Annotated in this window: 18 protein-coding genes; 11 read left to right on the forward strand and 7 right to left on the reverse strand. The window is 48.1% G+C overall.

Translation table 11 applies throughout. The annotated features are described in order from the left end of the window. Nucleotides 1–4: 4 nt before the first annotated feature. On the forward strand, nucleotides 5–1651 hold the full coding sequence (panP, locus tag AC6R0S_RS06625; RefSeq protein ID WP_500637494.1) for a pyridoxal-dependent aspartate 1-decarboxylase PanP: 1647 nt from the start codon (nucleotides 5–7) through the stop codon (nucleotides 1649–1651). A 282-nt stretch (nucleotides 1652–1933) separates the two neighbouring features. Then, entirely contained in the window at nucleotides 1934–2788 is an 855-nt protein-coding gene (locus tag AC6R0S_RS06630) for a MurR/RpiR family transcriptional regulator (protein ID WP_334552476.1), read from the forward strand. 52 nt (nucleotides 2789–2840) lie between these two features. Here the strand turns inward: AC6R0S_RS06630 and AC6R0S_RS06635 are convergent, their stop codons facing one another. Then, nucleotides 2841–4091: an iron-containing alcohol dehydrogenase gene (locus tag AC6R0S_RS06635; protein WP_500637495.1), complete on the reverse strand. Its 1251-nt coding sequence runs from the start codon at nucleotides 4089–4091 to the stop codon at nucleotides 2841–2843. Nucleotides 4092–4354: 263 nt separating this feature from the next. On the opposite strand from AC6R0S_RS06635, the gene AC6R0S_RS06640 reads away from it, so the two are divergent. Continuing rightward, nucleotides 4355–4621, forward strand: coding sequence for a GrxA family glutaredoxin (locus AC6R0S_RS06640; protein WP_334552478.1), 267 nt, complete (start codon nucleotides 4355–4357; stop codon nucleotides 4619–4621). Between the two features lie 185 nt (nucleotides 4622–4806). Then, nucleotides 4807–6489 carry an aspartate:alanine antiporter gene (locus AC6R0S_RS06645; protein ID WP_334552479.1) on the forward strand — a complete coding sequence of 561 codons (1683 nt, stop codon included), beginning with the start codon at nucleotides 4807–4809 and terminating at the stop codon, nucleotides 6487–6489. Nucleotides 6490–6580: 91 nt separating this feature from the next. Here AC6R0S_RS06645 and AC6R0S_RS06650 read toward each other — a convergent pair whose 3' ends face one another. The 4 genes from AC6R0S_RS06650 to AC6R0S_RS06665 form a co-directional block, all read right to left on the reverse strand. Next, nucleotides 6581–7258 carry an ABC transporter permease gene (locus tag AC6R0S_RS06650; protein WP_334552480.1) on the reverse strand — a complete coding sequence of 226 codons (678 nt, stop codon included), beginning with the start codon at nucleotides 7256–7258 and terminating at the stop codon, nucleotides 6581–6583. A 3-nt stretch (nucleotides 7259–7261) separates the two neighbouring features. Beyond that, nucleotides 7262–8002 carry an ABC transporter permease gene (locus tag AC6R0S_RS06655; protein WP_500637496.1) on the reverse strand — a complete coding sequence of 247 codons (741 nt, stop codon included), beginning with the start codon at nucleotides 8000–8002 and terminating at the stop codon, nucleotides 7262–7264. Between the two features lie 118 nt (nucleotides 8003–8120). Then, nucleotides 8121–8891, reverse strand: a complete 771-nt coding sequence (locus AC6R0S_RS06660; RefSeq protein WP_334552482.1) for an ABC transporter substrate-binding protein — start codon at nucleotides 8889–8891, stop codon at nucleotides 8121–8123. Nucleotides 8892–8968: 77 nt separating this feature from the next. Then, nucleotides 8969–9739 carry an ABC transporter ATP-binding protein gene (locus AC6R0S_RS06665; protein WP_500626141.1) on the reverse strand — a complete coding sequence of 257 codons (771 nt, stop codon included), beginning with the start codon at nucleotides 9737–9739 and terminating at the stop codon, nucleotides 8969–8971. A gap of 780 nt (nucleotides 9740–10519) precedes the next feature. Between AC6R0S_RS06665 and AC6R0S_RS06670 the strand changes: the two genes are divergently transcribed. The 3 genes from AC6R0S_RS06670 (at nucleotide 10520) to AC6R0S_RS06680 (ending at nucleotide 15839) form a co-directional block, all read left to right on the forward strand. Further along, nucleotides 10520–12067 carry a DUF3360 family protein gene (locus AC6R0S_RS06670; protein WP_334552484.1) on the forward strand — a complete coding sequence of 516 codons (1548 nt, stop codon included), beginning with the start codon at nucleotides 10520–10522 and terminating at the stop codon, nucleotides 12065–12067. 313 nt (nucleotides 12068–12380) lie between these two features. Continuing rightward, entirely contained in the window at nucleotides 12381–14657 is a 2277-nt protein-coding gene (gene pflB / locus AC6R0S_RS06675) for a formate C-acetyltransferase (RefSeq protein WP_500630270.1), read from the forward strand. Nucleotides 14658–14837: 180 nt separating this feature from the next. Next, a complete protein-coding gene (locus AC6R0S_RS06680) occupies nucleotides 14838–15839 on the forward strand; it encodes a lipid A deacylase LpxR family protein (protein WP_500637497.1) in 1002 nt (333 codons plus the stop codon). Nucleotides 15840–15841: 2 nt separating this feature from the next. On the opposite strand, the gene AC6R0S_RS06685 is transcribed toward AC6R0S_RS06680, so the two are convergent. After that, nucleotides 15842–17722, reverse strand: coding sequence for a methyl-accepting chemotaxis protein (locus AC6R0S_RS06685; RefSeq protein ID WP_500637498.1), 1881 nt, complete (start codon nucleotides 17720–17722; stop codon nucleotides 15842–15844). Between the two features lie 225 nt (nucleotides 17723–17947). Here AC6R0S_RS06685 and pflA point away from each other — a divergent pair, with 225 nt between their 5' ends. The 3 genes from pflA (at nucleotide 17948) to AC6R0S_RS06700 (ending at nucleotide 20065) form a co-directional block, all read left to right on the forward strand. Continuing rightward, nucleotides 17948–18688, forward strand: a complete 741-nt coding sequence (gene pflA / locus AC6R0S_RS06690; protein WP_500632656.1) for a pyruvate formate lyase 1-activating protein — start codon at nucleotides 17948–17950, stop codon at nucleotides 18686–18688. Between the two features lie 73 nt (nucleotides 18689–18761). After that, nucleotides 18762–19427, forward strand: a complete 666-nt coding sequence (locus AC6R0S_RS06695; RefSeq protein WP_500632657.1) for a hypothetical protein — start codon at nucleotides 18762–18764, stop codon at nucleotides 19425–19427. Between the two features lie 137 nt (nucleotides 19428–19564). Continuing rightward, a complete protein-coding gene (locus AC6R0S_RS06700) occupies nucleotides 19565–20065 on the forward strand; it encodes a YfbU family protein (RefSeq protein WP_500626135.1) in 501 nt (166 codons plus the stop codon). 110 nt (nucleotides 20066–20175) lie between these two features. On the opposite strand, the gene AC6R0S_RS06705 is transcribed toward AC6R0S_RS06700, so the two are convergent. After that, nucleotides 20176–22062, reverse strand: coding sequence for a methyl-accepting chemotaxis protein (locus tag AC6R0S_RS06705; RefSeq protein WP_500627972.1), 1887 nt, complete (start codon nucleotides 22060–22062; stop codon nucleotides 20176–20178). Nucleotides 22063–22522: 460 nt separating this feature from the next. Here AC6R0S_RS06705 and AC6R0S_RS06710 point away from each other — a divergent pair. Then, nucleotides 22523–23517, forward strand: a 995-nt coding sequence (locus AC6R0S_RS06710; protein WP_500637499.1) for a PrkA family serine protein kinase, incomplete at its 3' end; no start/stop codon positions are given.

Consider the following 23517-nt stretch of genomic DNA (forward strand, 5'->3'; position numbering starts at 1 on the left):
CTGTATGGTATCGGAACACAAAACGGCAGATGTGAGTTTCGAAAGCTTACTTCGAATCTTTACAGTACCTGAAGGGCCAGACTCAACACTCACCAAGATAGAAGAGGAACTATCGCGAAACTTGAACAAGTTTTTGCGAGAGCACATCGTTGCGGAAGAAAAACCTCTACTCGACATAGAGAAAGACTTCTCCAACGCCTCTATCCCAGAGCAACCTGAGTTTGTCTCAGACCACACACAGCATTTGCTCGACACGCTCGTCTCTCAATCTGTTCATACATCAGCACCGAGCTTTATTGGTCATATGACCTCTGCTCTGCCCTATTTCCTGATGCCACTCTCCAAGATCATGATTGCACTCAATCAGAACTTGGTCAAAATCGAGACGTCCAAAGCATTTACGCCCCTTGAGAGGCAAGTGCTCGGCATGCTCCATCGCCTGATTTACCATCGCAGTGACGACTTTTATGCGACTTGGATGCACAGCGCAAACCACTCTCTAGGTGCGTTTTGCTCGGGCGGCACCGTCGCGAACATCACCGCGCTGTGGGTGGCGAGAAACAATGCGCTACGCCCTGACGGTGCCTTCACTGGCGTCGAAAAAGAAGGCCTATTTAAAGCCATGAAGCACTATGGCTATGAAGGGCTCGCAATTTTGGTTTCTGAACGAGGCCACTACTCGTTGAAAAAAGCGGCGGATGTCCTCGGGATTGGTCAAGATGGTTTGGTCTCGGTGAAGACTGGGCCGGATAACAAGATCTGCCCACAAGATTTGAAACATCAAATTGCTGAGCTCAAAGCTAAACGCATCAAGCCATTTGCCGTTGTCGGCGTTGCAGGCACCACAGAAACGGGCAATATCGATCCTCTACGTGAAGTGGCGCTGATCTGCCAAGAAGAAGGCTGTCATTTCCATGTCGATGCCGCTTGGGGCGGTGCAACATTGATGTCGAACAACCATCGTCACCTACTCGATGGTATTGAGTTGGCCGACTCAGTCACCATAGATGCACATAAACAGCTCTACATTCCAATGGGCGCGGGCATGGTGCTGTTTAAGCAGCCAGATGCGATGAAATCCATCGAGCACCACGCACAGTACATACTGCGCAAGGGCTCCAAAGATCTCGGTAGCCATACATTAGAAGGTTCACGCTCAGGTATGGCCATGCTCGTTTATGCGGCTATGCATATTATCAGCCGTCCCGGTTATGAACTGCTGATCGATCAAAGCATCGAGAAAGCGAAATTCTTTGCGGACTTAATTCAGCAGCAACGTGATTTCGAATTAATCTCTGAACCTGAGCTGTGCTTACTCACCTACCGTTATCTACCTGAGAAGGTGCGCGCGGCGCTAGAACAAGCCAATGACGCTCAAACCCATGAGCTGAATAATTTGCTTAACGAGCTCACTAAGTTTATCCAGAAGCGCCAGCGTGAAACCGGCAAATCCTTCGTTTCACGAACACGACTCAATCCTGAGCGTTGGAATCGTGAGCACACCATCGTATTTCGTGTGGTTCTGGCGAACCCGCTCACGCATTGTGATATTCTGAAATCCGTGTTGGAAGAGCAGCGTCATATCGCAACACAAGCGCCAAACTTAATGGCGCAAATCGATGCCCTTGCCGAAAACATTCTCACCAGATGAAATTTTCTTTCTGAAAAGCTGTAATTCATTTATCAACACCCGATCGAAAATGCGATTTTTGGTCGGGGTTTAAGCGTATTTCCGTAGTTTAAACAAAATTTAGTTTGAGGCTTGTCATATTCTCATCATTTGTATGACGGAAACACTGCCTTAAACGTTCGGCTTAGGTTTATACTGAGCTTATGGCGCTGGATTGTCATTACCTTTAGCGAACAAGTTGTTCTCTACACTACGAAAATCAGGTATATCCAGTTAGATGTTCTACATACCCTCGTGAACACTATGAACACATTAGAAAAAATTCAGAAGAACCTGGAAAATTTTAGCAAGTCTGAACGCAAAGTCGCCGAAGTCATCATGGCTTCCCCTCAGACAGCGATTCATTCCAGCATCGCGACGTTGGCCAAAATGGCCGATGTCAGTGAGCCGACCGTCAACCGCTTCTGCCGCCGCCTGGACACCAAAGGTTTCCCCGACTTTAAACTGCACTTGGCTCAGAGCCTTGCGAACGGTACACCTTATGTCAATCGCAACGTCGAAGAAGACGACGGCCCAGATGCCTACACGCACAAAATTTTTGAGTCCACGATGGCCTGTTTGGATGTCGCTAAAAACAGCCTTGACGCTATGCAGGTCAATCGTGCCGTCGACCTTCTGACACAAGCGAAGCGCATCTCTTTCTTTGGTTTAGGGGCATCGTCTGCTGTGGCGAAAGATGCTCAAAACAAATTCATCCGTTTCAACATCCCGATCACCTGCTTTGAAGATATCGTGATGCAACGCATGAGCTGCATCAACTGTACAGACAACGACGTCATCGTGTTGATTTCACACACTGGCCGTACAAAAAGTCAGGTAGAGATCGCCAACCTAGCGCGCGAAAACGGTGCGACGGTCATCGCGATTACCGCGAAAGACTCCCCGCTTGATAAAGCCAGCTCACTCTCTATCACGCTCGACATCCCTGAAGACACCGACGTGTACATGCCAATGGCTAGCCGCGTGGTTCAAATGACTGTGATTGACGTCCTTGCGACTGGCTTTACGTTGCGCCGCGGTACCGGATTTAGAGAAAACCTACGTCGCGTCAAAGACGTATTGAAAGACTCTCGCTACGACAAGCTTTCTCAGTTCTAGAGATCTTCCACTGGCAAGAATCCATAACGGCGCTCAATGAGCGCCGTTATTATTAGGATTTTTGTAGCCGCGATGGTTCTATATCATGACTGGTAAAGACGATAGAAGCCCGCGCGTCCTCGCCCACCGAACTGTGCTCGGTACACTCACCTTGGCATTGGCACACTTGGCCTAAAATCGCCATCAGTCGCTCTTTGGTCAGTGGTAGCGGATTGCCTTTGATTGACGTTGATTTCAGCGCATCCGCCGCGACCACATCAAACGCTGTCGAGCAAACCCCAAATTGACTCAACTCTGGGATGTTCAATTTTTCGAGCATCATATTGACCCATAAGATCGCGTCTTCTCGATGCGCATTCACTCGCCCCGTCAGCAATTGCGCGACTTTGGTGAACCTTTCGAGTACGTCTGTACGCTGGGATTCCATCGCGGCTTGAATGTTTTCCGCCATCACATAAGGAGCCAAGCGCGCGGTGATCACGCTGTGTGGCGCATCCAGTTTGCCTCCAAGCGCTGACGCCAATCCGTGCGCTGCACCGAGCTTGGCATTGGTACTGGCCATACCGCCGAGCATAGCGGCAAACGAGATGTCGGCCCGCGCTTTATGGTCGTCCTCCAAGCACGCTGGCAGCACAGAGTGGCTCAACCGTCTTAACCCCTCTTCACAGATCATATCGGTGAGCGGGTTAGGCATGCCACACACATAGGCTTCCATCAGATGCGTGAACGCATCCATTGCACCTCGCCCAGAGCGGTAAGGGTCCATCCCATAGGTTAAAGTCGGATCGACAATCGCGACATCCGCCAGCATATCGGGGCTGCGTAGACTCACTTTCACTTGTTCTTGACCTGAGCGCAGTACGGCATTACGCGTCACTTCAGAGCCGGTACTCGCTGTGGTTGGGATCGCAATAAAAGGTAAAGGCTTGGTTTTGAGCGGAACGTTTCGGCCCACCACCTCGACATAATCATACACATCGCCTTGATTTGGAATCACCGCCGCCAGCGCTTTGCCGACATCAATCACACTGCCACCGCCCATCGCCACCACCAAATCAGGTTTAAAACGGCGGCCGACCGTCGCGGTTTCTTCAATCATGGTGATGTTGGGTTCGCCGCTCACGGCAACGTGTTGGTAGCGAAGTTTTTGACTTTTGAGGTGATGCAGTAGCGGTCCGCACCGATTGAGGTTTTTACCGGTGACCAGAAGCACGCTGTAGCCAAACTGGTTGACAAGCGAAAGCGACGACTCAAACGCCCCTTCACCAAACACGATCCGTGTTGAAGTCATAAACTGAAACATTGGCCGACTCCTTGATTCATTCCATTACTGGATACAGAGTGCACCGTCTCCCAAGAAATAACGTTGAGCTAGTGCAAACTTGCTTATTTAACCTTAAATTAATCATGGTTTTCTCGATAAAGACCTCACCTTGTACGTCGCAAAAAGTAAAATGTTTAAAACACAATCAATAGGTCTGCCCTATTAACCCAAGAGGTAAATGCCACTTTATTTCCTATAACGATTCGGGCATAGTGGCACTATTAAAATCAAAGGAGAAAGATATGTTCGTCGTTATTTTTGGTCGCCCAGCTTGCCCATACTGTGTTCGTGCAAAAGAACACGCAGAAACGCTAAAAGCAAAGCGCGACGACTTCAACTACCGCTACGTGGATATTCACGCAGAAGGCATTTCCAAAGCTGACCTAGAGAAAACCGTCGGCAAGCCAGTGGAAACAGTGCCACAGATCTTTATCGATCAAGAGCACATCGGTGGTTGCGATGATTTCGAAGCATACGCAAAAGAGCACTTGGGTTTGTTTGACGCTTAAACGTCACCCACTCACACTGTTGTACGAAAACCGCGAATATCGCGGTTTTTTTGTGCTTGCGTTTTACATTACTTTGTCTAATGTCAACGATGAGTAAACTCTCAAAAAATTCACTTATCTTTTTGAAATATTTCGCTACAATTCGCACACTTAACTTACTCCTCGGCAGCGCACAGATATAGCCCGTGAACATTGACGTCGTACTCTTGTTAGAACAAAACCCTATCTTATTGATTTTCGTCGTATTAGCGATCGGTTTAGCGATTGGTAAAATTCGATTTGGCAACTTCCACCTTGGTAACTCGATTGGCGTTTTGATTACCTCTTTGATCATGGGTCATTTAGGTTTCATGTTTAATGCTGACGCACTGACCATCGGCTTTATGTTGTTTATCTACTGTGTAGGTATTGAGGCAGGCCCCAACTTCTTCGGCATATTCTTTCGCGACGGCAAGCACTACTTCATCTTAAGTATGGTGGTGTTGTCAGCCGCGCTCAGTATTACCTATTTTGCTAGCCACTATATGGGCCTCAACTATGGCTTGGCCGCCGGCATGATGGCAGGAGCGCTGACCTCAACACCCGTATTGGTCGGTGCGCAAGATGCGCTCAATTCAGGATTGGCGGAATTGCCCAAGAATATGGATTTCGCCTTGGTGCTAGAAAACCTCTCTGTCGGTTATGCGATGGCCTATTTGATTGGCCTTATCAGCATGATTTTCTTTGCCAAACTCCTGCCGAAACTGCAAAAACAGAACCTATCTGACTCTGCTCAGCAAATCGCACAAGAGCGCGGATTGGGCGGTTCTGGGCAACGAAAAGTTTACCTGCCGATTATTCGCGCCTACCGAGTCGGCCCGGAGCTGATTGATTGGACCGATGGCAAGAACTTGCGTGAGTTGGGTATCTATCGCCAAACGGGTTGTTACATCGAGCGCATTCGTCGCAATGGCATCCTTGCCCACCCTGATGGGGATGCGATTCTGCAAGAGGGCGATGAGATTGCACTGGTTGGCTTTCCCGATAGTCACGCACGTCTTGATCCTAGTTTCCGCCACGGTAAAGAAGTGTTTGATCGTAACTTGCTCGATCTGCGCATCGTTGAAGAGGAGATCGTAGTCAAAAGCGATGCGATTGCGGGGAAACGTCTCTCCGACCTCAATCTTTCTGAGTATGGCTGTTTCCTAAACCGAGTGGTTCGCGCTCAAATTGAGATGCCGATGGACTTGGATATTGTGCTTGCCAAGGGTGACATTATCCAAGTCAGTGGTGAGCGCAGCCGCGTCCAAGGGCTGGCGGAAAAAATCGGCTTTATCTCTATTCATAGCCAAATGGCGGATTTGCTCGCGTTTTGTAGCTTCTTCATTCTTGGCATTATGTTTGGTTTAGTTACCATGACCTTTGGCCAAGTGTCGTTCGGCTTGGGTAATGCCGTTGGCTTGCTGCTTTCGGGGATCACTCTCGGCTTTTTGCGTGCCAACCACCCAACGTTTGGCTACGTTCCGCAAGGCGCACTCAACATGGTCAAAGACTTGGGACTAATGATCTTTATGGTGGGGATTGGCCTCAGTGCCGGTAGCAAAATGTTTGATCACCTCACGCAAGTGGGTCCTCAAGTGCTCGGTTTGGCGTTTTTAGTCAGCGTAGTGCCAGTGGCTCTGGCGTATCTGGTTGGCGCCTATATCTTGAAAATGAACCGTGCGCTGCTGTTTGGCGCCATCATCGGCGCGCGTACCTGTGCGCCAGCGATGGACATCGTGAATGACTACGCCAAATCAACTATCCCTGCACTGGGCTACGCAGGTACCTACGCCATCGCCAATATCTTGATGACGCTGGCCGGTACGGTGCTCATCATTTTGTCTTAGTGCCCAGAGTTCGATTTTGCGTTGATTCGATTTTGCGTTGAATAGAAAAATGACTTCCCGATGGAAGCCATTTTTTCTTTCACAAGATAGGTTAACTCAGCGGTCTCAGGTACGCTAAGAAACGTTTTTCTGCCCCTTTGAAAACCCAGAGAATCACGAAGGTCAGCGCCATATAGAACAGACCAGCCGTGAGGAAGGATTCAAACGGCGCGTAGTAGCGAGAATTCACCAGACGCGCAGCGCCCGTCAAATCCAAGATGGTGACAATACCGGCCACCGCGCTTCCATGCAGCATAAAGATCACTTCGTTACTGTAGGCTGGCAGAGCTCGGCGCAATGCGCTCGGCAGAATGATACGACGGTAAGTCAAAAAGGTGCCCATACCATACGCTTTAGCCGCTTCCACCTCGCCTTTCGGTAGCCCGTTAATTGCACCGCGAATGATTTCAGCGGTGTACGCCGAAGTATTGAGCACAAAGGCAACCAACGCACAAAACCAAGCATTTTCCCATAGAGTATCTTTCACTGGGAAAAACTGATCCATACCGTAATAAATTAGGTAGAGCTGAACCAACAGCGGCGTGCCACGGAAGAAATAAATAAACGCCCAACTTGGCCCTACCAACCAATAATGTTGGCTATTTCGCGCAATACCCAGCGGGATAGCGACACACAAACCAATCACGAGAGCGAGTCCCACCAACCACGTTGTCGTCCACAAACCATCTAGGTAGATTGGCAAGCTATCAATAATCAATGAAAAATCCATGCCCTACCTCGTATGAATACTGAATTTGCGCTCGACGACTTTAAGTAGCCCAGTCGACACACTGGTGAAAAAGAGAAAAATCACCGCGACCGCCATGTAAAAAGTGAACGGCATTTTGGTTGAGCCTGCGGCGAGCGAGCTCACGCGCACCATATCTTCTAGCCCGATAATAGAAACCAAGGCTGTGGTTTTAAGCAATACCAGCCAGTTGTTACCAAAGCCCGGTAACGCGTGGCGTATCATCTGAGGGAGTAAGATCCGGCGAAAGGCGAGCACCGAGCTCATGCCGTATGCTTTTGCCGCTTCCATCTCGCCCTTATCTACCGCCATGATGGCGCCACGAAATGTCTCCGCCATGTAAGCACCGAAGATGAAGCCTATGGTCATCACGCCAGCGATAAACGGGCTAACGTCGATGTAATCAGGTAAATAAGACGTCCACTCGTGGTTTGGATCACTAGCGGCAAACCAACCATTCAAGGTTTCGTTGATCGAGTAGAGACTGTTGTTTAATAGAATCTGTCCGCCGAAGAAAATCAGCATCATTAAGACTAAATCGGGAATACCACGGATAACCGTTGTATAGAGAGTGGCGATAGCTCTTGCCCAGCGATAAGGGGCGAGTTTCGCCAAAGCACCCAGCATGCCTAAAATCATGGCAAGAAGCAGTGACAATAAGGCAACCTCGATGGTCACCACGGCCCCTTTCAATATAGAGGCTTCGTATCCTTTTAAATCCAGCATAGGTGAGTTCCTGATCCCTAAACTCAATTTCCTACATCAATAGAATCATTGAGCTGGCTATAGAAAGAGATCGACCGCTGACTACATCAAGGAACGAGCACCAGCGGTCGAAGGAGAATTACTGACCGTAAACGTCGTAGTTAAAGTACTTAGCCGCAATCTCTTGGTACACACCTTTCTCACGTAGAGACAGGATAGCTGCGTCGAGTTTTTGCGTTAGATCTTTATCTTGTTTACGAACGGCAATGCCCATGCCGTCACCAAACCATTTTGGATCAGTCAAAGAAGGACCAACGAATTCGTAGCCTTCGCCACCCGCTTTATTCAGAACGCCTTCTTCCAATGCTGAAGCATCACCTAGTACTGCAACGATACGGCCGTTGGCAAGATCAAGGTACGCTTCATCAAATGAACCGTAACGCACGATTTCGACTTGGTCACCGTAGTTGTCTGTCAGGTACTTGTCGTGCGTTGTTGCACGCTGAACACCGATTTTAGCGCCGCTTAGGCTATCGAAATCAAGACCTGCGCCTTTCTTAGCGATAAATTTGTTTGGGATTTGTGCGTATTTGCCAGTGAAGTCCACTTTCTTTTTACGCTCTTCTGTAATCGACATCGCAGCGATGATCGCATCGTATTTACGTGCTAGCAGAGATGGGATAATGCCGTCCCAGTCTTGCGGTACGATCTTACACTCAACTTTCATCTCTTCACACAGCGCGTTGGCCATATCAACGTCGAAGCCTTTGAGAGAACCATCAGATTCTGTCCAGCTAAACGGAGGATACGCACCCTCAATACCAAAACGAACGGTTTTCCATTCTTTTGCCTGAGCCACACCAGTTGCTGCTGTCGCAGCCAATGCTGCAACGACTAACCACTTTTTCATTTCCATACTCCTGTGATTTTGTATGTTGTGTTTATTGTTGTGTCCTTATAATAAAGACTGTTTTGATTAAAGAAGCCTTAATAGATAGACGAGATAAACTGCTTTAGACGTTTTGAGTCTGGGTTGGTAAACAGTTTAGCTGGGTCTCCTTGTTCTTCCACCAATCCTTGATGCAAAAACATGACATGATTTGAGACATCGCGAGCAAACGCCATTTCGTGAGTAACAACTAACATGGTGCGCCCTTCTTCTGCCAAATCTCTCATAACCCCGAGAACTTCACCGACAAGCTCGGGATCGAGTGCTGACGTCGGTTCGTCAAATAGCATCACTTCCGGGTCAACGGCCAACGCACGGGCAATCGCCGCACGTTGCTGCTGGCCACCCGACAAGTGACCTGGGTAATAGTCCTTTCGCTCGTAAAGGCCCACTTTCTTTAGTAGCATTTCTGCGTTTTCAATCGCTTGCGCCTTAGGGACGCCAAGGACGTGCACTGGCGCTTCAATCACGTTTTCCAGTACCGTCATATGAGACCACAGATTGAATCCTTGGAAGACCATGGCGAGACGAGATCGAATACGTTGCACTTGCTTTTCGTTGGCGGGAACGGCTTCCCCCTGACGATTGTGCTTCATCTGAATCAGTTCACCATTTACCCATATCTCGCCAGCGGTAGGCGTTTCTAACAGGTTGATACAACGTAGGAAGGTACTCTTTCCTGAACCGGAAGAGCCAATGATGGAAATCACATCCCCTTTGTGTGCCTCAAGCGAAATGCCTTTTAGGACCTCATTTTGTCCAAATGTTTTATGCAGTTCTTTAATATCCAGCGCGGGTACATCTTTCATGCGCGCAAACTCCCTGTATTCTTTTTCTTGTCCGAATGACGATTCCGAGTCGGCGCTCGCGCAGCTATGGCTCATCTGTGTTGACAAAAACCATCTAGCGGCGAAATTGAGAACGACACTTGCCTCTGTGATAGCAAAAACTGTGCCCCATAAACGAAAACGTTCACGTCAATCCGGTTGACTGCTTGGGCTATGGCCCACATTCGCTACAAACTAGCACTAGTCCGGACAACATGCAACAAATTATTAACCTGACATTGTGGGATATTAAGTTACAAAATATGACTTTTTATTCAACTTTTAGATTATTCACCTTGTTTATGCGCATAAATGAAATATCTCGCCATCACTATATCCAACCCGACCCTTTAACAATTTTATAAAAAGAAGATCCACTTCAAGTAATTGATAATTTTATCTGAAACATACACGCCGCAAATGGTTGTATATCTAGTAAAAATAGCAATGTGAAATTAATTTTCAGGCGTATGAACAGTAACTTACGTGCATATGCGGCGTTGTGTAGTTTTCTTTCACATTCTTTCTTAAAGTGATCTAAATCAATCACTCTAAGGGGTTAGCACGTTAAACTCGCCTCATCCATAAAAGCCTAATTTGACTGACTTACTGCCTTTTCTTTTGTCTATTCTTAGGCACATAATGTTCGAGCTACAAGGTAAGAGCAGCGCAGCAAGCCAAATTGCAAGATTATGAGCTATCGACAATCATCACTATCGAGTAGCTTTTGGAATTATCAACATTTTGAAATATGAGGAATCTATGTCAGACGCAGTGAACAAACCGCACTCTGATTCGGATATCGAAAACAAGAGCTACCAGGAGCTGCACCGCCCTGCCTCTGAGTTTGCAACCCGTTCAGATTATCTAGACCACGAGCTTCAAATTATGAAGCCTCGTCGTTTTGGTCTTAACCTTCCGGGTCGCGACTTCCGTTTCGAGCTGGAGGACTTAGTCCCTGCACTTGCAGGTACCATCGGCATTATCGCAATGTACTCAGCGGTAATGATGTCATGGGCAGACGGCCTATCCGCCGCATGGGAGCACGTGAACCTCGGTAAAGAGTTCGCCATCGAAGTGGCTCGTGTGGAAATGCTCATCCCAGCCCTGCTGTTCTGTATTATTTCATCCGGTTTCTTAAACCCACGAGCAAACCTTGCGGGTAACCACGGTCCGATGATTCCATTGATCGGCTCGATTGCCCTTGCCGGTGCTCACCCTCTTGCACTTGCGATTCTTTTGGGTGTATTCGGCTTGCTACTCAGCTACTTTAAAGGTGGCTCCAAGCTCGTCAACCTCACCTCAGAAGGCACCGCCGGCGGCTTGCTTATCTTCTTGGGCTTTACCGGTACCATGAGCCAGATCGGTTCCATTCAGTCATGGGCAACAGGGCTCCAATCTGCTGATGTTGCGGCAGGTAGCATGGGCTATGTGGGTCTGATTGTATTGGGTATCACCATCGGTATTTACGCTTTCCTAGCAAAAATCAACATGCGCTGGTTGGCGATTCCCGTGTGTGCCTTTACCGGGCTTTTGATTGCCCTAGGTCTGGGTGCGGGCTTCGACTTAACCTTCGAAACCGAGATGGGTCTGCCAAACCTTAACCCTGTTTACTGGTGGGGCAGCACTGAGCAAGGTTGGATGCTAGGTCTACCAAATCTTGAACACTTTATCGCGTCTCTACCTTTTGCGATTTTGGCTGTCGCGATGTGGTCGCCTGACTTCCTTGGCCACCGTATCTTCCAAGAGCTGAACTACCCTCGTAAGACAGAAAAAGTCTTAATGGATGTGGACGACACCATGACCATGTGTTCAGTCCGCCAAATGGTTGGTACTGCCGTTGGTGGTGGTAACATTACCTCTTCTTGGGGTACCTACATGATCCCAGCAGCGATCGCTAAGCGTCCTATCCCAGCGGGTGCCATCTTGCTTGGTTCACTGTGTATCATCGTTGCGATTCTTGGTTTCCCAATGGACGTCGCGGTGTGGCCACCGGTGATGCGTGTTGCACTATTAGTGGGCGTATTCTTGCCACTTCTTGAAGCAGGCATGCAGATGGTTAAGGACACTAAAGATTCACAAGCAGCAGGTATCTGTATCTTTGCATCTGTTGTCGCTAACCCTGTGTTGGCATGGGCACTGACTATGTTCCTAGATAACAACGGTCTCATTGGTGATAAAGAGCGCGCGTCTCGTTTGTCGTTCGCAGACAAAATCATTATCCCAGTAGGCGTGTTTGTTATCTGTCTTGTTGCTATGCTAGCAGTAGGTATGCTGGAAGCTCAGTACGGCATTCCAGCCTGGCTATAAAGATTCAACATTTGTGTGGGTGGCTTAAATAGCCACCCCATTTTTATCAACTTTTTTTAGCATTTATTGATTTAGTTTAAGGTTTGTAAGATTTTTTTAAGTTAACCTTGAAACTACAGTAAGAAATAACCATATTATTTTTAGTGACAATAGTTATAGTTTTTCCTGTCCTTTGCGTTCCTTTGGTTTAAGACTATACCTATTGTTATTCATTAGAGTGTACTGCCTCAGTAATGAGGATGCTGAATGGTCAACACGTTGACTATAAGTTCAGTACAGTACGTGTTTTTACTACTAAAAAGGTAGGTATGTCATGGCAGAGCAATTTGCTAAAGCTTGGGAAGGTTTTGCAGCGGGTGACTGGCAAAACGAAGTAAACGTTCGTGATTTCATTCAGAAAAACTATGCCCCATACGAAGGCGACGAATCTTTCCTAGTTTCTGAAGGTACTGAAGCGACAAACAAGCTTTGGGCTAAAGTAATGGAAGGTATCAAGATCGAAAACTCAACGCACGCTCCTGTTGATTTCGATACTGACGTTATCTCTACCATCACTGCTCACGACGCAGGCTACATCGAAAAAGATCTTGAAACTATCGTTGGTCTTCAAACTGACGCTCCTCTTAAGCGCGCTATCATCCCTAACGGTGGTATCCGCATGGTTGAAGGTTCTTGTAAAGTTTACGGTCGTGAACTCGATCCAGCAATCTCAAAAATCTACACTGAATACCGTAAAACACACAACGCAGGTGTTTTCGATATCTACACTCCTGACATCCTAAAATGTCGTAAATCAGGTGTTCTGACTGGTCTTCCTGACGCATACGGTCGTGGTCGTATCATCGGTGACTACCGTCGCGTTGCGCTATACGGTATCGACTTCCTAATGAAAGACAAGCTGGCTCAATTTGCTTCTCTACAAGAGAAGTTCGAGAATGGCGAAGATCTTCAAATGACAATGCAGCTTCGCGAAGAGATCGCAGAGCAACACCGTGCACTTGGCCAAATGAAAGAAATGGCTGCTAAGTACGGTTACGATATCTCTCGCCCAGCAGAAACTGCACAAGAAGCGGTACAGTGGACTTACTTCGGCTACCTAGCAGCGGTTAAGTCTCAAAACGGCGCAGCGATGTCTCTAGGTCGTACTTCGACGTTCCTAGACATCTTCATCGAGCGTGATATTGCTGCAGGTAAGATCACTGAAGAACAAGCTCAGGAAATGATCGACCACTTCGTAATGAAACTACGTATGGTTCGTTTCCTACGTACTCCTGAGTACGATGACCTATTCTCTGGCGACCCAATCTGGGCAACAGAATCTATGGGTGGTATGGGTCTTGACGGCCGTACGCTAGTAACACGTACGAACTTCCGTTTCCTTAACTCTCTATACACTATGGGTCCTTCTCCAGAGCCAAACATCACGGTTCTTTGGTCTGAGCAGCTACCTGAAGGCTTCAAGAAGTTCTGTGCGAAAGTGTCTATCGATACCTCTTCAATCCAGTACGAAAACGACGACCTAATGCGTCCAGACATGGAATCAGATGACTACGCAATCGCATGTTGTGTATCTCCAATGGTTGTTGGTAAGCAAATGCAGTTCTTCGGCGCTCGTGCAAACCTTGCAAAAACCATGCTTTACGCAATCAACGGTGGTGTTGATGAGAAGCTGAAAATGCAAGTTGGTCCAGTCATGCCGAAGATCACTTCAGAAGTCCTAAGCTTCGACGAAGTGTGGAACAGCCTAGACCACTTCATGGATTGGCTAGCTAAGCAGTATGTAGCTGCACTAAACGCAATCCACTTCATGCACGACAAGTACTCTTACGAGTCTGCACTGATGGCGCTACACGATCGTGACGTGTACCGTACTATGGCTTGTGGTATCGCGGGTCTATCTATCGCGGCTGACTCACTATCTGCAATCAAGTACGCGAAAGTGAAACCAATCCGTGACGAAGATGGCGTAGCGATCGACTTCGAAATCGAAGGCGACTACCCTAAATTCGGTAACAACGATTCACGCGTAGATGACATCGCTTGTGAACTTGTTGAAGTGTTCATGAACAAGATCCGTAAGCTTAAGACTTACCGTGATGCCGTTCCTACTCAGTCTATCCTTACTATCACATCTAACGTTGTGTACGGTAAGAAGACAGGTAACACGCCAGATGGTCGTCGCGCAGGTGCTCCGTTTGCTCCAGGTGCAAACCCAATGCACGGTCGTGATGAGAAAGGTGCGGTCGCATCTCTAACATCTGTAGGTAAACTGCCGTTTGCTCACGCGAAAGATGGTATCTCTTACACCTTCTCTATCGTGCCTAACGCACTAGGTAAAGACGAAGGTTCACAGCGCGCTAACCTTGCAGGTCTAATGGATGGTTACTTCCACCATGAAGCGGGCATCGAAGGTGGTCAGCACTTGAACGTGAACGTTCTTAACCGTGACACTCTAGAAGACGCAGTTAAGCACCCTGAGAAATACCCTCAGCTAACTATCCGTGTTTCTGGTTACGCTGTACGCTTTAACTCTCTAACTGCAGAGCAACAAGCTGACGTAATCGCACGTACATTTACAGAATCTCTATAAGAAGCGCTGTTGAATGATTGATGCAGCCCCGCCTAGTGCGGGGCTGCATTTTTTGTACTTATCGTTCCTCGGTAAGCTTTAGAGTTTGCGCACATTTCCCCACATCAATCAGTGAATTCCTATAGTGGCCTTAGCGAATTGCGGTACTATCATCCGCACTATTCGTCAAAACAGAACACTATGGCTCGCTCTTCCTATCTCCCTTTTTCGTTGCTTCTTCTCTCCACCACTGCACTGGCTTCAGAGCAGTCAACCCTCGCCTTTTCACTCGACAACGACGGGGTATTTGGTGTTGATCAAGACTATACCAATGGCATTTTCCTCACTTACACCTCCGCAGGGATTCGCCCGCCTTCGTGGGTTGGGCCGCTAAGTTTGTCTTTTTGGGGCGCCGCCTCTTTGGACAAATGGGAATTTACCCTAGCTCACAAAATGTATACGCCATCGGATATTGAAGCCGTAGAGCCCCTGCAAAACGATCGCCCTTATGCGGGTTATCTTCACACCGAGTTCAATTATATCAGTCTCCATCCAATGCAAGCTCAGCGCTTTAACCTGACCTTGGGCACCGTGGGTGAAAACTCACTGTCGGAAGAGGCACAAAAATTCGTCCACAGCATCACTGGCTCTGATGATCCTAACGGTTGGGCAAACCAAGTGGATGAAGGGTTTGCTGGGAGTGTCGGTTACCTGACCCACATCAACCTATGGCGCGAGCCGCTGTTGGCGAATACCGAGTGGGAAGTGTCGAGCGTTTCTGAAGCCAACGTCGGTAATTTTCGTAGTGATGTGTCAACCGGTGTCATGCTGCGTTGGGGACAAGATCTATCGGGCAGCTTAGGGGCTGCCAATATTGACAATGAGAATCCATTTCGCGCTGGTATGCTGGGTGGGTCAAAGCAGGGCTGGTTTGTTTTTGCCGGCATTGAAGCTCGCTACCGCTTCAATGACATCACCATTGAAGGGGATAGACCAGGCATCCGTCATAATCCCGATGTTAGCGATCCATCGCTATACGATGTCACCTTAGACAAGGTGCAAGCGACCGCCGTTGCTGGCGTTGCCTGGTATAATCAGAGCTTTGGCGCGACCTTAGCGACCACCGTCAAAACCCCCGATTATAAAGAAGCCCCCGATTCCATCTACGGCGCCGGGGGCATCAATTTCTACACGTTTTTCTAGCGTCAGACGGTAAAGCGTTGGCAGTCTTGGTTTAGGCTGCTGGCGCGCTCTTCTACCACCTGACTGACGGATTTGAGCTGGGCGTTATTTTCTTCTAACTCTTTCATCGCCGAAGAGATTTGCGTCATGCTGTCGGCCATCGATTGACTGGTGGTCGCCAACTCTTTAATGGATGAGAAAATCACCTCTGTTTGATGCGATGCTTCGTCGGCTTTTTCGGTAATAGTGCGTAGTGCTGTCATCGCTTCATGACCTCGCTGCTGGCCCGACTGCATCGTCACTTCCGATTTCCCTATATATTGAATCACCTCTGCGCTCTCTTTTTTCATCGTATCGATGGTTTCCGAGATCTCACCCACCGCGTCCACAGTTCGCACTGCTAAGCTGCGCACTTCATCGGCGACCACCGCAAAGCCGCGACCTTGCTCGCCCGCTCGAGCCGCTTCTATCGCTGCATTAAGCGCCAAGAGGTTAGTTTGCTCCGCGATACCGTTAATGATCACCATTACAGAGTCAACTTTCGAGGAGGCTTCCTCAAGTTGTTTAATATGGCTGGCCGCCGAGGTCAAAATGCCGCCGACTTCCTCTAGGGACCCAATCGCGGCTCGAATGACCTGCGCCCCCTCTTCGGCCGCTTGATTGGACTGACGACTTAAATCCGAGACAAACTCCAATGAATTGGACACTTCGTGGGTCGTCACGCTCACTTCTTCCGTGGCAGAGGCGAGCAACTGCGTCTGGCCCAATACTTCGCTTTGGTGGTGGGCGAGTAAATCCAAGCCCTGGTTCAACTCAGCAGCGTTACCGGATAACGCATCGCTGTTACTTTGCACCGCTTTCACCAACGAGCCGAGATTTTCACAACTTTCATTGATACTGCTCGCCAGTTGGTTGAATTCATCTTTTGGGTTATTCGTGAGAGCCATTCGACTCGACAAATCCCCTTTAGAAAGCTTGCGCAAAATCTTCTGTGTCGTATTCACCAAGCGAGATTGCGACGAGCTCTGCAAGACAAAGATAAGAATGGTAAATAACGCCAATACCACGCACGCCGCCATAATCGACCACAAGGTTTGGTCAGAGGTTTTTTCCGCGCTGCTTTGATATCTCATACTCACTCCGCCAAGTTGCGATGTAATGGCGGCAATCAAGTCAGCGAGGCGTTCTTTTGTGGTCAGTAACTGCTGCTCAATCGCACCGGCTTGCTCGGATAGCTCGGCGACACGAATAAAGGTCTCTTTATATTGTTCAATCTCTTTTTCATACAAGTCCAACATCGCATAAACGTTCGACATACTTTCAAAGCTGCCCATCGCGCGATTGAACAGCTTTAAGTTCTCTTCATTGGGTTGCAGCAAATAGTTCTGCTGCGATTTGATCATCGCCTGAAAGTCCGAGTTGAGCGTCACCATACCTGTCTCGGCGATTTTTTGTTCTATGATGGTGGCCAATTGCCCAAGCTCACCCAATTTGCCTTCATCAATAGTGAACCCCAGCTCTTGTTTGATGGTTAACCAAGGCGTGACGGCGGCTTCAAAATCGGCAATGTCCTGCTCAAGCTGTTGGCTCTCTTGGCGAAAACCGAGGGATTGAAGAAAGCCAATGTTGGCCTCCACATCCTGAACGATGGTCTGAATCTCCCCTTTCACGCTGTCGACTTGAGCACCGCTCAAATTGTCTAAGTTGCTACTCAGAGTCAGTATTTTTGCTTGAGTTTGATAAATCGAAAGCGAGCCAACCGCAATATCCCCACTGGCGTGGTATTGGCGGCTCATTTCGCTCAATCTGGAAGAGGTAAAAAGTGCCAGTGCAACAAATCCAATCGTCAACACTGCAAGAAAGAGAATCCCTCTCTGTTTTTGTGATAGTGCAAGCCTGTCCATAAAAAGTCCTTTAACATCAGGTGAATGTGTAGAGCACTGACCTGTTGAATTCCACTACTTATTTTGATTTTATTATCATTATTTACTTTTTTATAACATACATTTTAGACGAAAAAAGCACAATTTCGCTATTTATAAAAACTCTCTATTAAATGGCTAATTCACTATATAAACCCTACCATTTGTAATAAAATAACGAACAAATCACTTATAAGAGATGAGCTCATGTCTACAACTGGTCGAATTCATTCTTTCGAATCATGTGGTACTGTTGATGGTCCCGGTATTCGTTTCATTGTGTTTATGCAAGGCTGCCTAATGCGCTGCATGTATTGCCACAACCGAGATACTTGGGATACCCATGATGGGAAAGAAGTGACCGTTGAAGAGATCATCAAAGAAGCGAAAAGTTATCGTCACTTTATGAATGCATCGGGTGGTGGCGTCACCTGCTCAGGTGGTGAAGCCATGCTTCAGCCTGAGTTTGTGCGCGATTTCTTCCGTGCCGCACAAGCCGAAGGCATTCATACCTGCCTGGATACCAATGGCTACATCCGTAAGCACACAGAGGTGATTGATGAGGTACTCGATGCGACCGATTTGGTGATGCTCGATCTGAAACACATGAAAGATGAAATTCACCATGATTTCATCGGCGTCTCCAACAAACGTACCCTCGACTTTGCTCGTTACCTACACAAAATCGGCCAGAAAACCTGGATTCGTTACGTGATTGTCCCGGGTTATACCGACGATGAAGAAGCCGCACACATGCTCGGTGACTTTATCAAGGATATGGACAACATCGAGAAAATCGAACTGCTGCCATACCACAAACTTGGCGCGCACAAATGGGAAGCGCTCGGTCTTGATTACCCCCTTGAAGGTGTCAACCCGCCATCAAAGGAAACCATGGATAAGATTGTTGGCATCCTTGAGCAATATCACTCAAATGTAAAATATTAGTTTTATTTGTTTCCTAATTCAGAAAAAATACCAACCATAACGCAGGCATGGTTGGTATTTTTTTGGGGATAATGTGGCACTCAGTGAACTCTATCTTTGGTTTATCGCTCTCGCCAGTTTCGGGCTGATATGGCGAGATGTTCGCACTGTACTGCTGCCCAAACTGCGCAATGAATCAGGCTTCCAACACTTTACCTTTGCGGTGGTCGCCGCGCTGGCCTTGCTGTGGTCTGCGCAAGCAGGCGTTAAAGCAGGTCTCTCCATTCACTTTCTGGGCTTAACCACATTATCGCTACTCTACGGATGGCGAAGTGCTTACGCCATCGGCCTGTTCACCGCCCTTGCCGTGACTCTGTTTGGCGAATTACCCCTCACGATGCTCCCTAGCTATTTGCTCTTCTCGGTATTGTGTCCAATCGTGATAAGCCACGGGGTGTTTTTAGTCAGTTATCGCTTTTTGCCACGTAATATCTTTGTCTTTATTTTCGTTGCTGGCTTTCTAAACGGCGCCGTCACAGGCAGCGCTCACCTACTCATCAACGCCGTACATCATTGGTGGCTTGGCCCTCACGATTGGCCGACCATCGTCGAACACTATTTGGTCTTCCTACCTCTCCTCGCTTTTCCAGAAGGGCTATTAAACGGTATGGCCGCGGCAATGTTCGCGGTATTCAAACCTGAGTGGCTACGCGTGTTCTCCGATAGAGACTACATTTATAACCACTACCACAAAAAGTAATCGGTAAAAAAGCCCCGTTTTTGTTTAAATCTGATCATTTTTCATCACAAACCTGTGTTGAGATCATGTTTCATCCTGTAATGAACGGATAACCTAAGCACATTAAAAATGTATTAGATTCTTTAAGTGAGGCCAGCATGGAAATGACAAACGCTCAACGTTTGATTCTTTCAAACCAATACTACTTGATGTCACAAATGGACCCAGAAAACGCCGCGAAATACCAGCGTTTGCAGGTGATCGTTGAACGTGGCTACGAGCTACAAATGAACGAGCTGAACAAGAACTTTGGCTGTTTGAGCGAAGCACACTGTCGTGAGATTATCGACATCATGGAAATGTACCATGCCATGCAGGAATCCTACCGCATGCTAGAGGCGCAAGAGCAAAAAGATGTCGACCAACGCCGTCTTACGTTCCTAGGCTTTGACATCGCTTCAGAAGCGCAGCTCGTCAACTATGTGCGTTTCCTAACGGACTCTGAAGGTCTCTACCCACAGTTTGATAAAGGTGATCACTACTTTAATGCGCAGATGCCGATGCTAGAGAAATATCGCCGCATGTTGACCACTTGGCGCAACTGTCCTCGTCAGTACCATCTCTGCGCTAACGAGCTAAAACAGATCTTCCGCGCGTAAGACAAGCACGATACTGCTCTCGCGCAACCAGCGACTAGAGCATAGCGAGACATAGAGACATAGAGAAACAGAAAAGGGGCGCGTACGCCCCTTTTTAGTTGGTTAGCCGATTAGCTCAGCTTAAACATGGCCACTTTCGAGGTGAGCGCTTCCGCATTGGCTTTCACCTGATACGCCTCTTTCGAGCTGGTATCCGCACCTGCCACTAACTGGTCCGCCACATTCTTGATGGACGTGATATTTTGCGTAATCTCACTCGTCACATGCGTTTGCTCTTCTGCCGCAGTGGCGATTTGTGTCGCCATGTCACTGATGAGTGCACCCGCGGTTTTGATTTCTTCCAACGCACTCGCAGCGCGATCCGCGTCTTGTACCGAGTGAGCGGCGAGCGCTGCGCTGCTCTTCATAATCGAAACCGCTTTATTCGTTGTACCTTGCAGTACATCGATGGTGTGTTTGATCTCTTCAGTCGAGGAGTGTGTGCGTTGAGACAACACACGTACTTCATCGGCAACAACGGCAAACCCGCGACCTTGTTCACCTGCACGCGCAGCTTCAATCGCCGCGTTCAACGCAAGTAAGTTGGTCTGCTCAGCGATTCCCTGAATGGTTTGCAACACAGTGGAAATCTCTTGTGCGTGTCTATCCAATTCACTGACAACCAATCCTGCACTATCGAGCTCCGCCGCCAGTTTGTTGATTGAACCTTTGGTATCCGCCACCAGCGCATAACCGTTATCGGTACTTTGCGTCGATTCGTGAGCTGCCTGAGCGGTTTGCTCTGCATGAGAAGCAATTTCATGGGTCGCACTGGCGAGCTGGGTGACCGCAGTGGCCACCATGGTGATCTCTTGCTGTTGCAGGTGAATATCTTTCACTGCATCTTGACCACGTAACGCACTCTGTTCTGATTGATCTTTGAGCTGGTGTGACTGCTCACGGATGTGGCCAATAAGCGACTGCAAGCTACCAACAAAGGTATTAAAGTTATTCGCTAAGCGACCCACCTCGTCTTGTGACTCCACCTTGATACGCTGGGTAAGGTCACCACTCCCGTTTGCAATTTGCTCGAGTGCGTTAGAAACGTTGTTGAGAGGGCGGAATAAGATGTTGCACAACCAGTTAAACAGCGCAACACAGACAATCACGACCACTAAGGTCACCAATAGCTGCCCCCAAACTGCGCTAGTCAGTGGCGCAACAAGGGAATCGTAATTGAGCACGACTACCGTCGACAACTCAGTGCCTTGAATATTGCGTGCAAACAAGACCGATTCTTGACCGTTGATGACTTGCATCGAAACTTGGCTACGTTGCGTTGCTTGCTTAACCGCATCGATATTAAGGCCTAGTTGAGAAATAGGTTTATTGAGCAGTTTGGTATCGGCGTGGACAAAGACGTTGCCTTGCGCGTTGGCAATAAACATGTAGCCTTCACCCGGCAAAATGACATGCTCCATACTAGTGAGGATATCGGTAATTTCAACATCCGCGCCCAACACCACTTGTTCGCCATGCAGCGTCAACGCCTTACCCAGCGACACCACGTTCGCGCCGGTTGCCGCAGCGACGGTAGGATTATCCATAAACACTTTCGATGGCTGCTTTACTGCGTTCTGATACCAACCCCATTTGCGCGGGTCATTATTACCCGGCGGCAGTACCACTCCATTGGCGTTGTCCTGCGAACCATCGGCGTAGGCGAGAAAAACGTTGTCAAACGCCGCGGAGTCACGCAACTGCTTGAGATGGGTCACAATGGCGCCCTTCTCCGACTCTTGAGATAAAGACGTCAGGGCTCGCCCCTTCGACCCTATCCAGTCTGTCACGTACTGATTGTAAGATGAGACGGTACTCTCTAGGCGCTGCTCGACCTCAAAATCCAACCGTTCCAATGAGGAACGAAAAGAGATCGCTTCCACCAAGAGCCCCCCGACTACAATGGCAACACTCGCTGAAATCGCGAGTTTATTTTTTAACGAAATTTTATTGAACATATAGCAGTTACTTTCATTCTAATGTGATTGCGATGGGATCATCTCAGTCATTATATTTTGCGCATAGAAATAAATCATGACGCACGTCGAAAGCCTTGAAAAAAGTGTTTTGTTTGTGGAAGCGAGCGCACTCTTTTTGTTTTAATTTGCTGCCTTCATCACAAGGTTGACACTCAAGAGCGGCTAACGCTCTGTTTAGATGGTGAGTTTTACCAGCGCTTTTCCTGACGCATTCCCCTCATCGATAGGTCGTAAATATTAATGATTCACGCCTTGATTATTTCACCACTTTGGACTTGTCGGAAAAGAGAGCGGCTGAATCTGCCCAAAATCACAATTTGCAATTAAACACATATTTTTTAAGCAGAATTCCAAATACGGGCTAGTCTTATAGGAAGAGAGGAAACGCTTTTCAATGCGGGTTTAATGTCATTTTGACAGGTTCAGAGGGGATTTCATTATGAGTATTTTCGACCATTTCCAAGCACGCTACGAAGCCTCCAAGGATGAGGAGTTATCACTGCAAGAATTCCTTAGCCTGTGTAAGGACGACAAAAGTGCTTACGCAAACGCGGCTGAACGTCTATTGATGGCTATTGGTGAGCCACAAGTAATCGATACAGCGAAAGACCCCCGTCTCAGCCGTATTTTCTCCAACCGGATGATTTCTCGTTATGAAACATTCAAAGATTTTTACGGTATGGAGGAAGCCATCGAGCAAATCGTCTCCTACCTCAAGCATGCGGCGCAAGGTCTCGAAGAGCGCAAACAGATTCTTTACCTACTCGGCCCTGTGGGCGGTGGTAAATCGTCACTCGCGGAGAAACTTAAAGCCTTGATGCAACAGATGCCCATTTACGTGCTCTCTGCCAACGGTGTCCGTAGCCCAGTCAACGACCATCCATTCTGTCTGTTTGACGTCAATGAAGATGGTGAGCTTCTGAAAAAAGAGTATGGCATCGAAAACCGCTACCTACGCTCCATCATGTCGCCTTGGGCAGCCAAGCGCCTACATGAATTCGGCGGTGACATCTCCAAATTTAAAGTTGTGAAAGTGCGCCCATCCATTTTGGACCAACGTGCGATTGCCAAAACTGAGCCCGGCGATGAAAACAACCAAGACATTTCATCACTGGTCGGTAAAGTCGATATTCGTCAGTTAGAACACTTCTCCCAAGACGATCCCGATGCTTACAGCTATTCCGGTGCCTTGTGTCGTGCAAACCAAGGCTTAATGGAATTCGTTGAGATGTTTAAAGCGCCAATCAAAGTGCTTCACCCGCTGCTTACCGCAACGCAAGAAGGCAACTATAACGGTACTGAGGGGCTATCTGCGCTGCCGTTTGATGGCATGATTCTCGCGCACTCCAACGAATCCGAATGGCAGACCTTCCGCAATAACAAAAACAATGAGGCGTTCTTAGACCGTGTCTACATTGTCAAAGTTCCTTACTG

This window comes from Vibrio sp. R15-SG3-ISO1B (assembly GCF_059833835.1).

Bases quoted from the DNA above. Each gene is read 5' to 3' on its own strand.
- AC6R0S_RS06680 (WP_500637497.1), top strand. From the start codon at position 14,838: ATGGCTCGCTCTTCCTATCTCCCTTTTTCGTTGCTTCTTCTCTCCACC.
- AC6R0S_RS06655 (WP_500637496.1), bottom strand. From the start codon at position 8,002: ATGCTGGATTTAAAAGGATACGAAGCCTCTATATTGAAAGGGGCCGTG.
- AC6R0S_RS06660 (WP_334552482.1), bottom strand. From the start codon at position 8,891: ATGAAAAAGTGGTTAGTCGTTGCAGCATTGGCTGCGACAGCAGCAACT.
- AC6R0S_RS06705 (WP_500627972.1), bottom strand. From the start codon at position 22,062: ATGTTCAATAAAATTTCGTTAAAAAATAAACTCGCGATTTCAGCGAGT.
- AC6R0S_RS06635 (WP_500637495.1), bottom strand. From the start codon at position 4,091: ATGTTTCAGTTTATGACTTCAACACGGATCGTGTTTGGTGAAGGGGCG.
- AC6R0S_RS06700 (WP_500626135.1), top strand. From the start codon at position 19,565: ATGGAAATGACAAACGCTCAACGTTTGATTCTTTCAAACCAATACTAC.
- AC6R0S_RS06640 (WP_334552478.1), top strand. From the start codon at position 4,355: ATGTTCGTCGTTATTTTTGGTCGCCCAGCTTGCCCATACTGTGTTCGT.
- pflA (WP_500632656.1), top strand. From the start codon at position 17,948: ATGTCTACAACTGGTCGAATTCATTCTTTCGAATCATGTGGTACTGTT.
- AC6R0S_RS06685 (WP_500637498.1), bottom strand. From the start codon at position 17,722: ATGGACAGGCTTGCACTATCACAAAAACAGAGAGGGATTCTCTTTCTT.
- panP (WP_500637494.1), top strand. From the start codon at position 5: ATGGTATCGGAACACAAAACGGCAGATGTGAGTTTCGAAAGCTTACTT.
- AC6R0S_RS06670 (WP_334552484.1), top strand. From the start codon at position 10,520: ATGTCAGACGCAGTGAACAAACCGCACTCTGATTCGGATATCGAAAAC.
- AC6R0S_RS06630 (WP_334552476.1), top strand. From the start codon at position 1,934: ATGAACACATTAGAAAAAATTCAGAAGAACCTGGAAAATTTTAGCAAG.
- AC6R0S_RS06650 (WP_334552480.1), bottom strand. From the start codon at position 7,258: ATGGATTTTTCATTGATTATTGATAGCTTGCCAATCTACCTAGATGGT.
- AC6R0S_RS06665 (WP_500626141.1), bottom strand. From the start codon at position 9,739: ATGAAAGATGTACCCGCGCTGGATATTAAAGAACTGCATAAAACATTT.
- pflB (WP_500630270.1), top strand. From the start codon at position 12,381: ATGGCAGAGCAATTTGCTAAAGCTTGGGAAGGTTTTGCAGCGGGTGAC.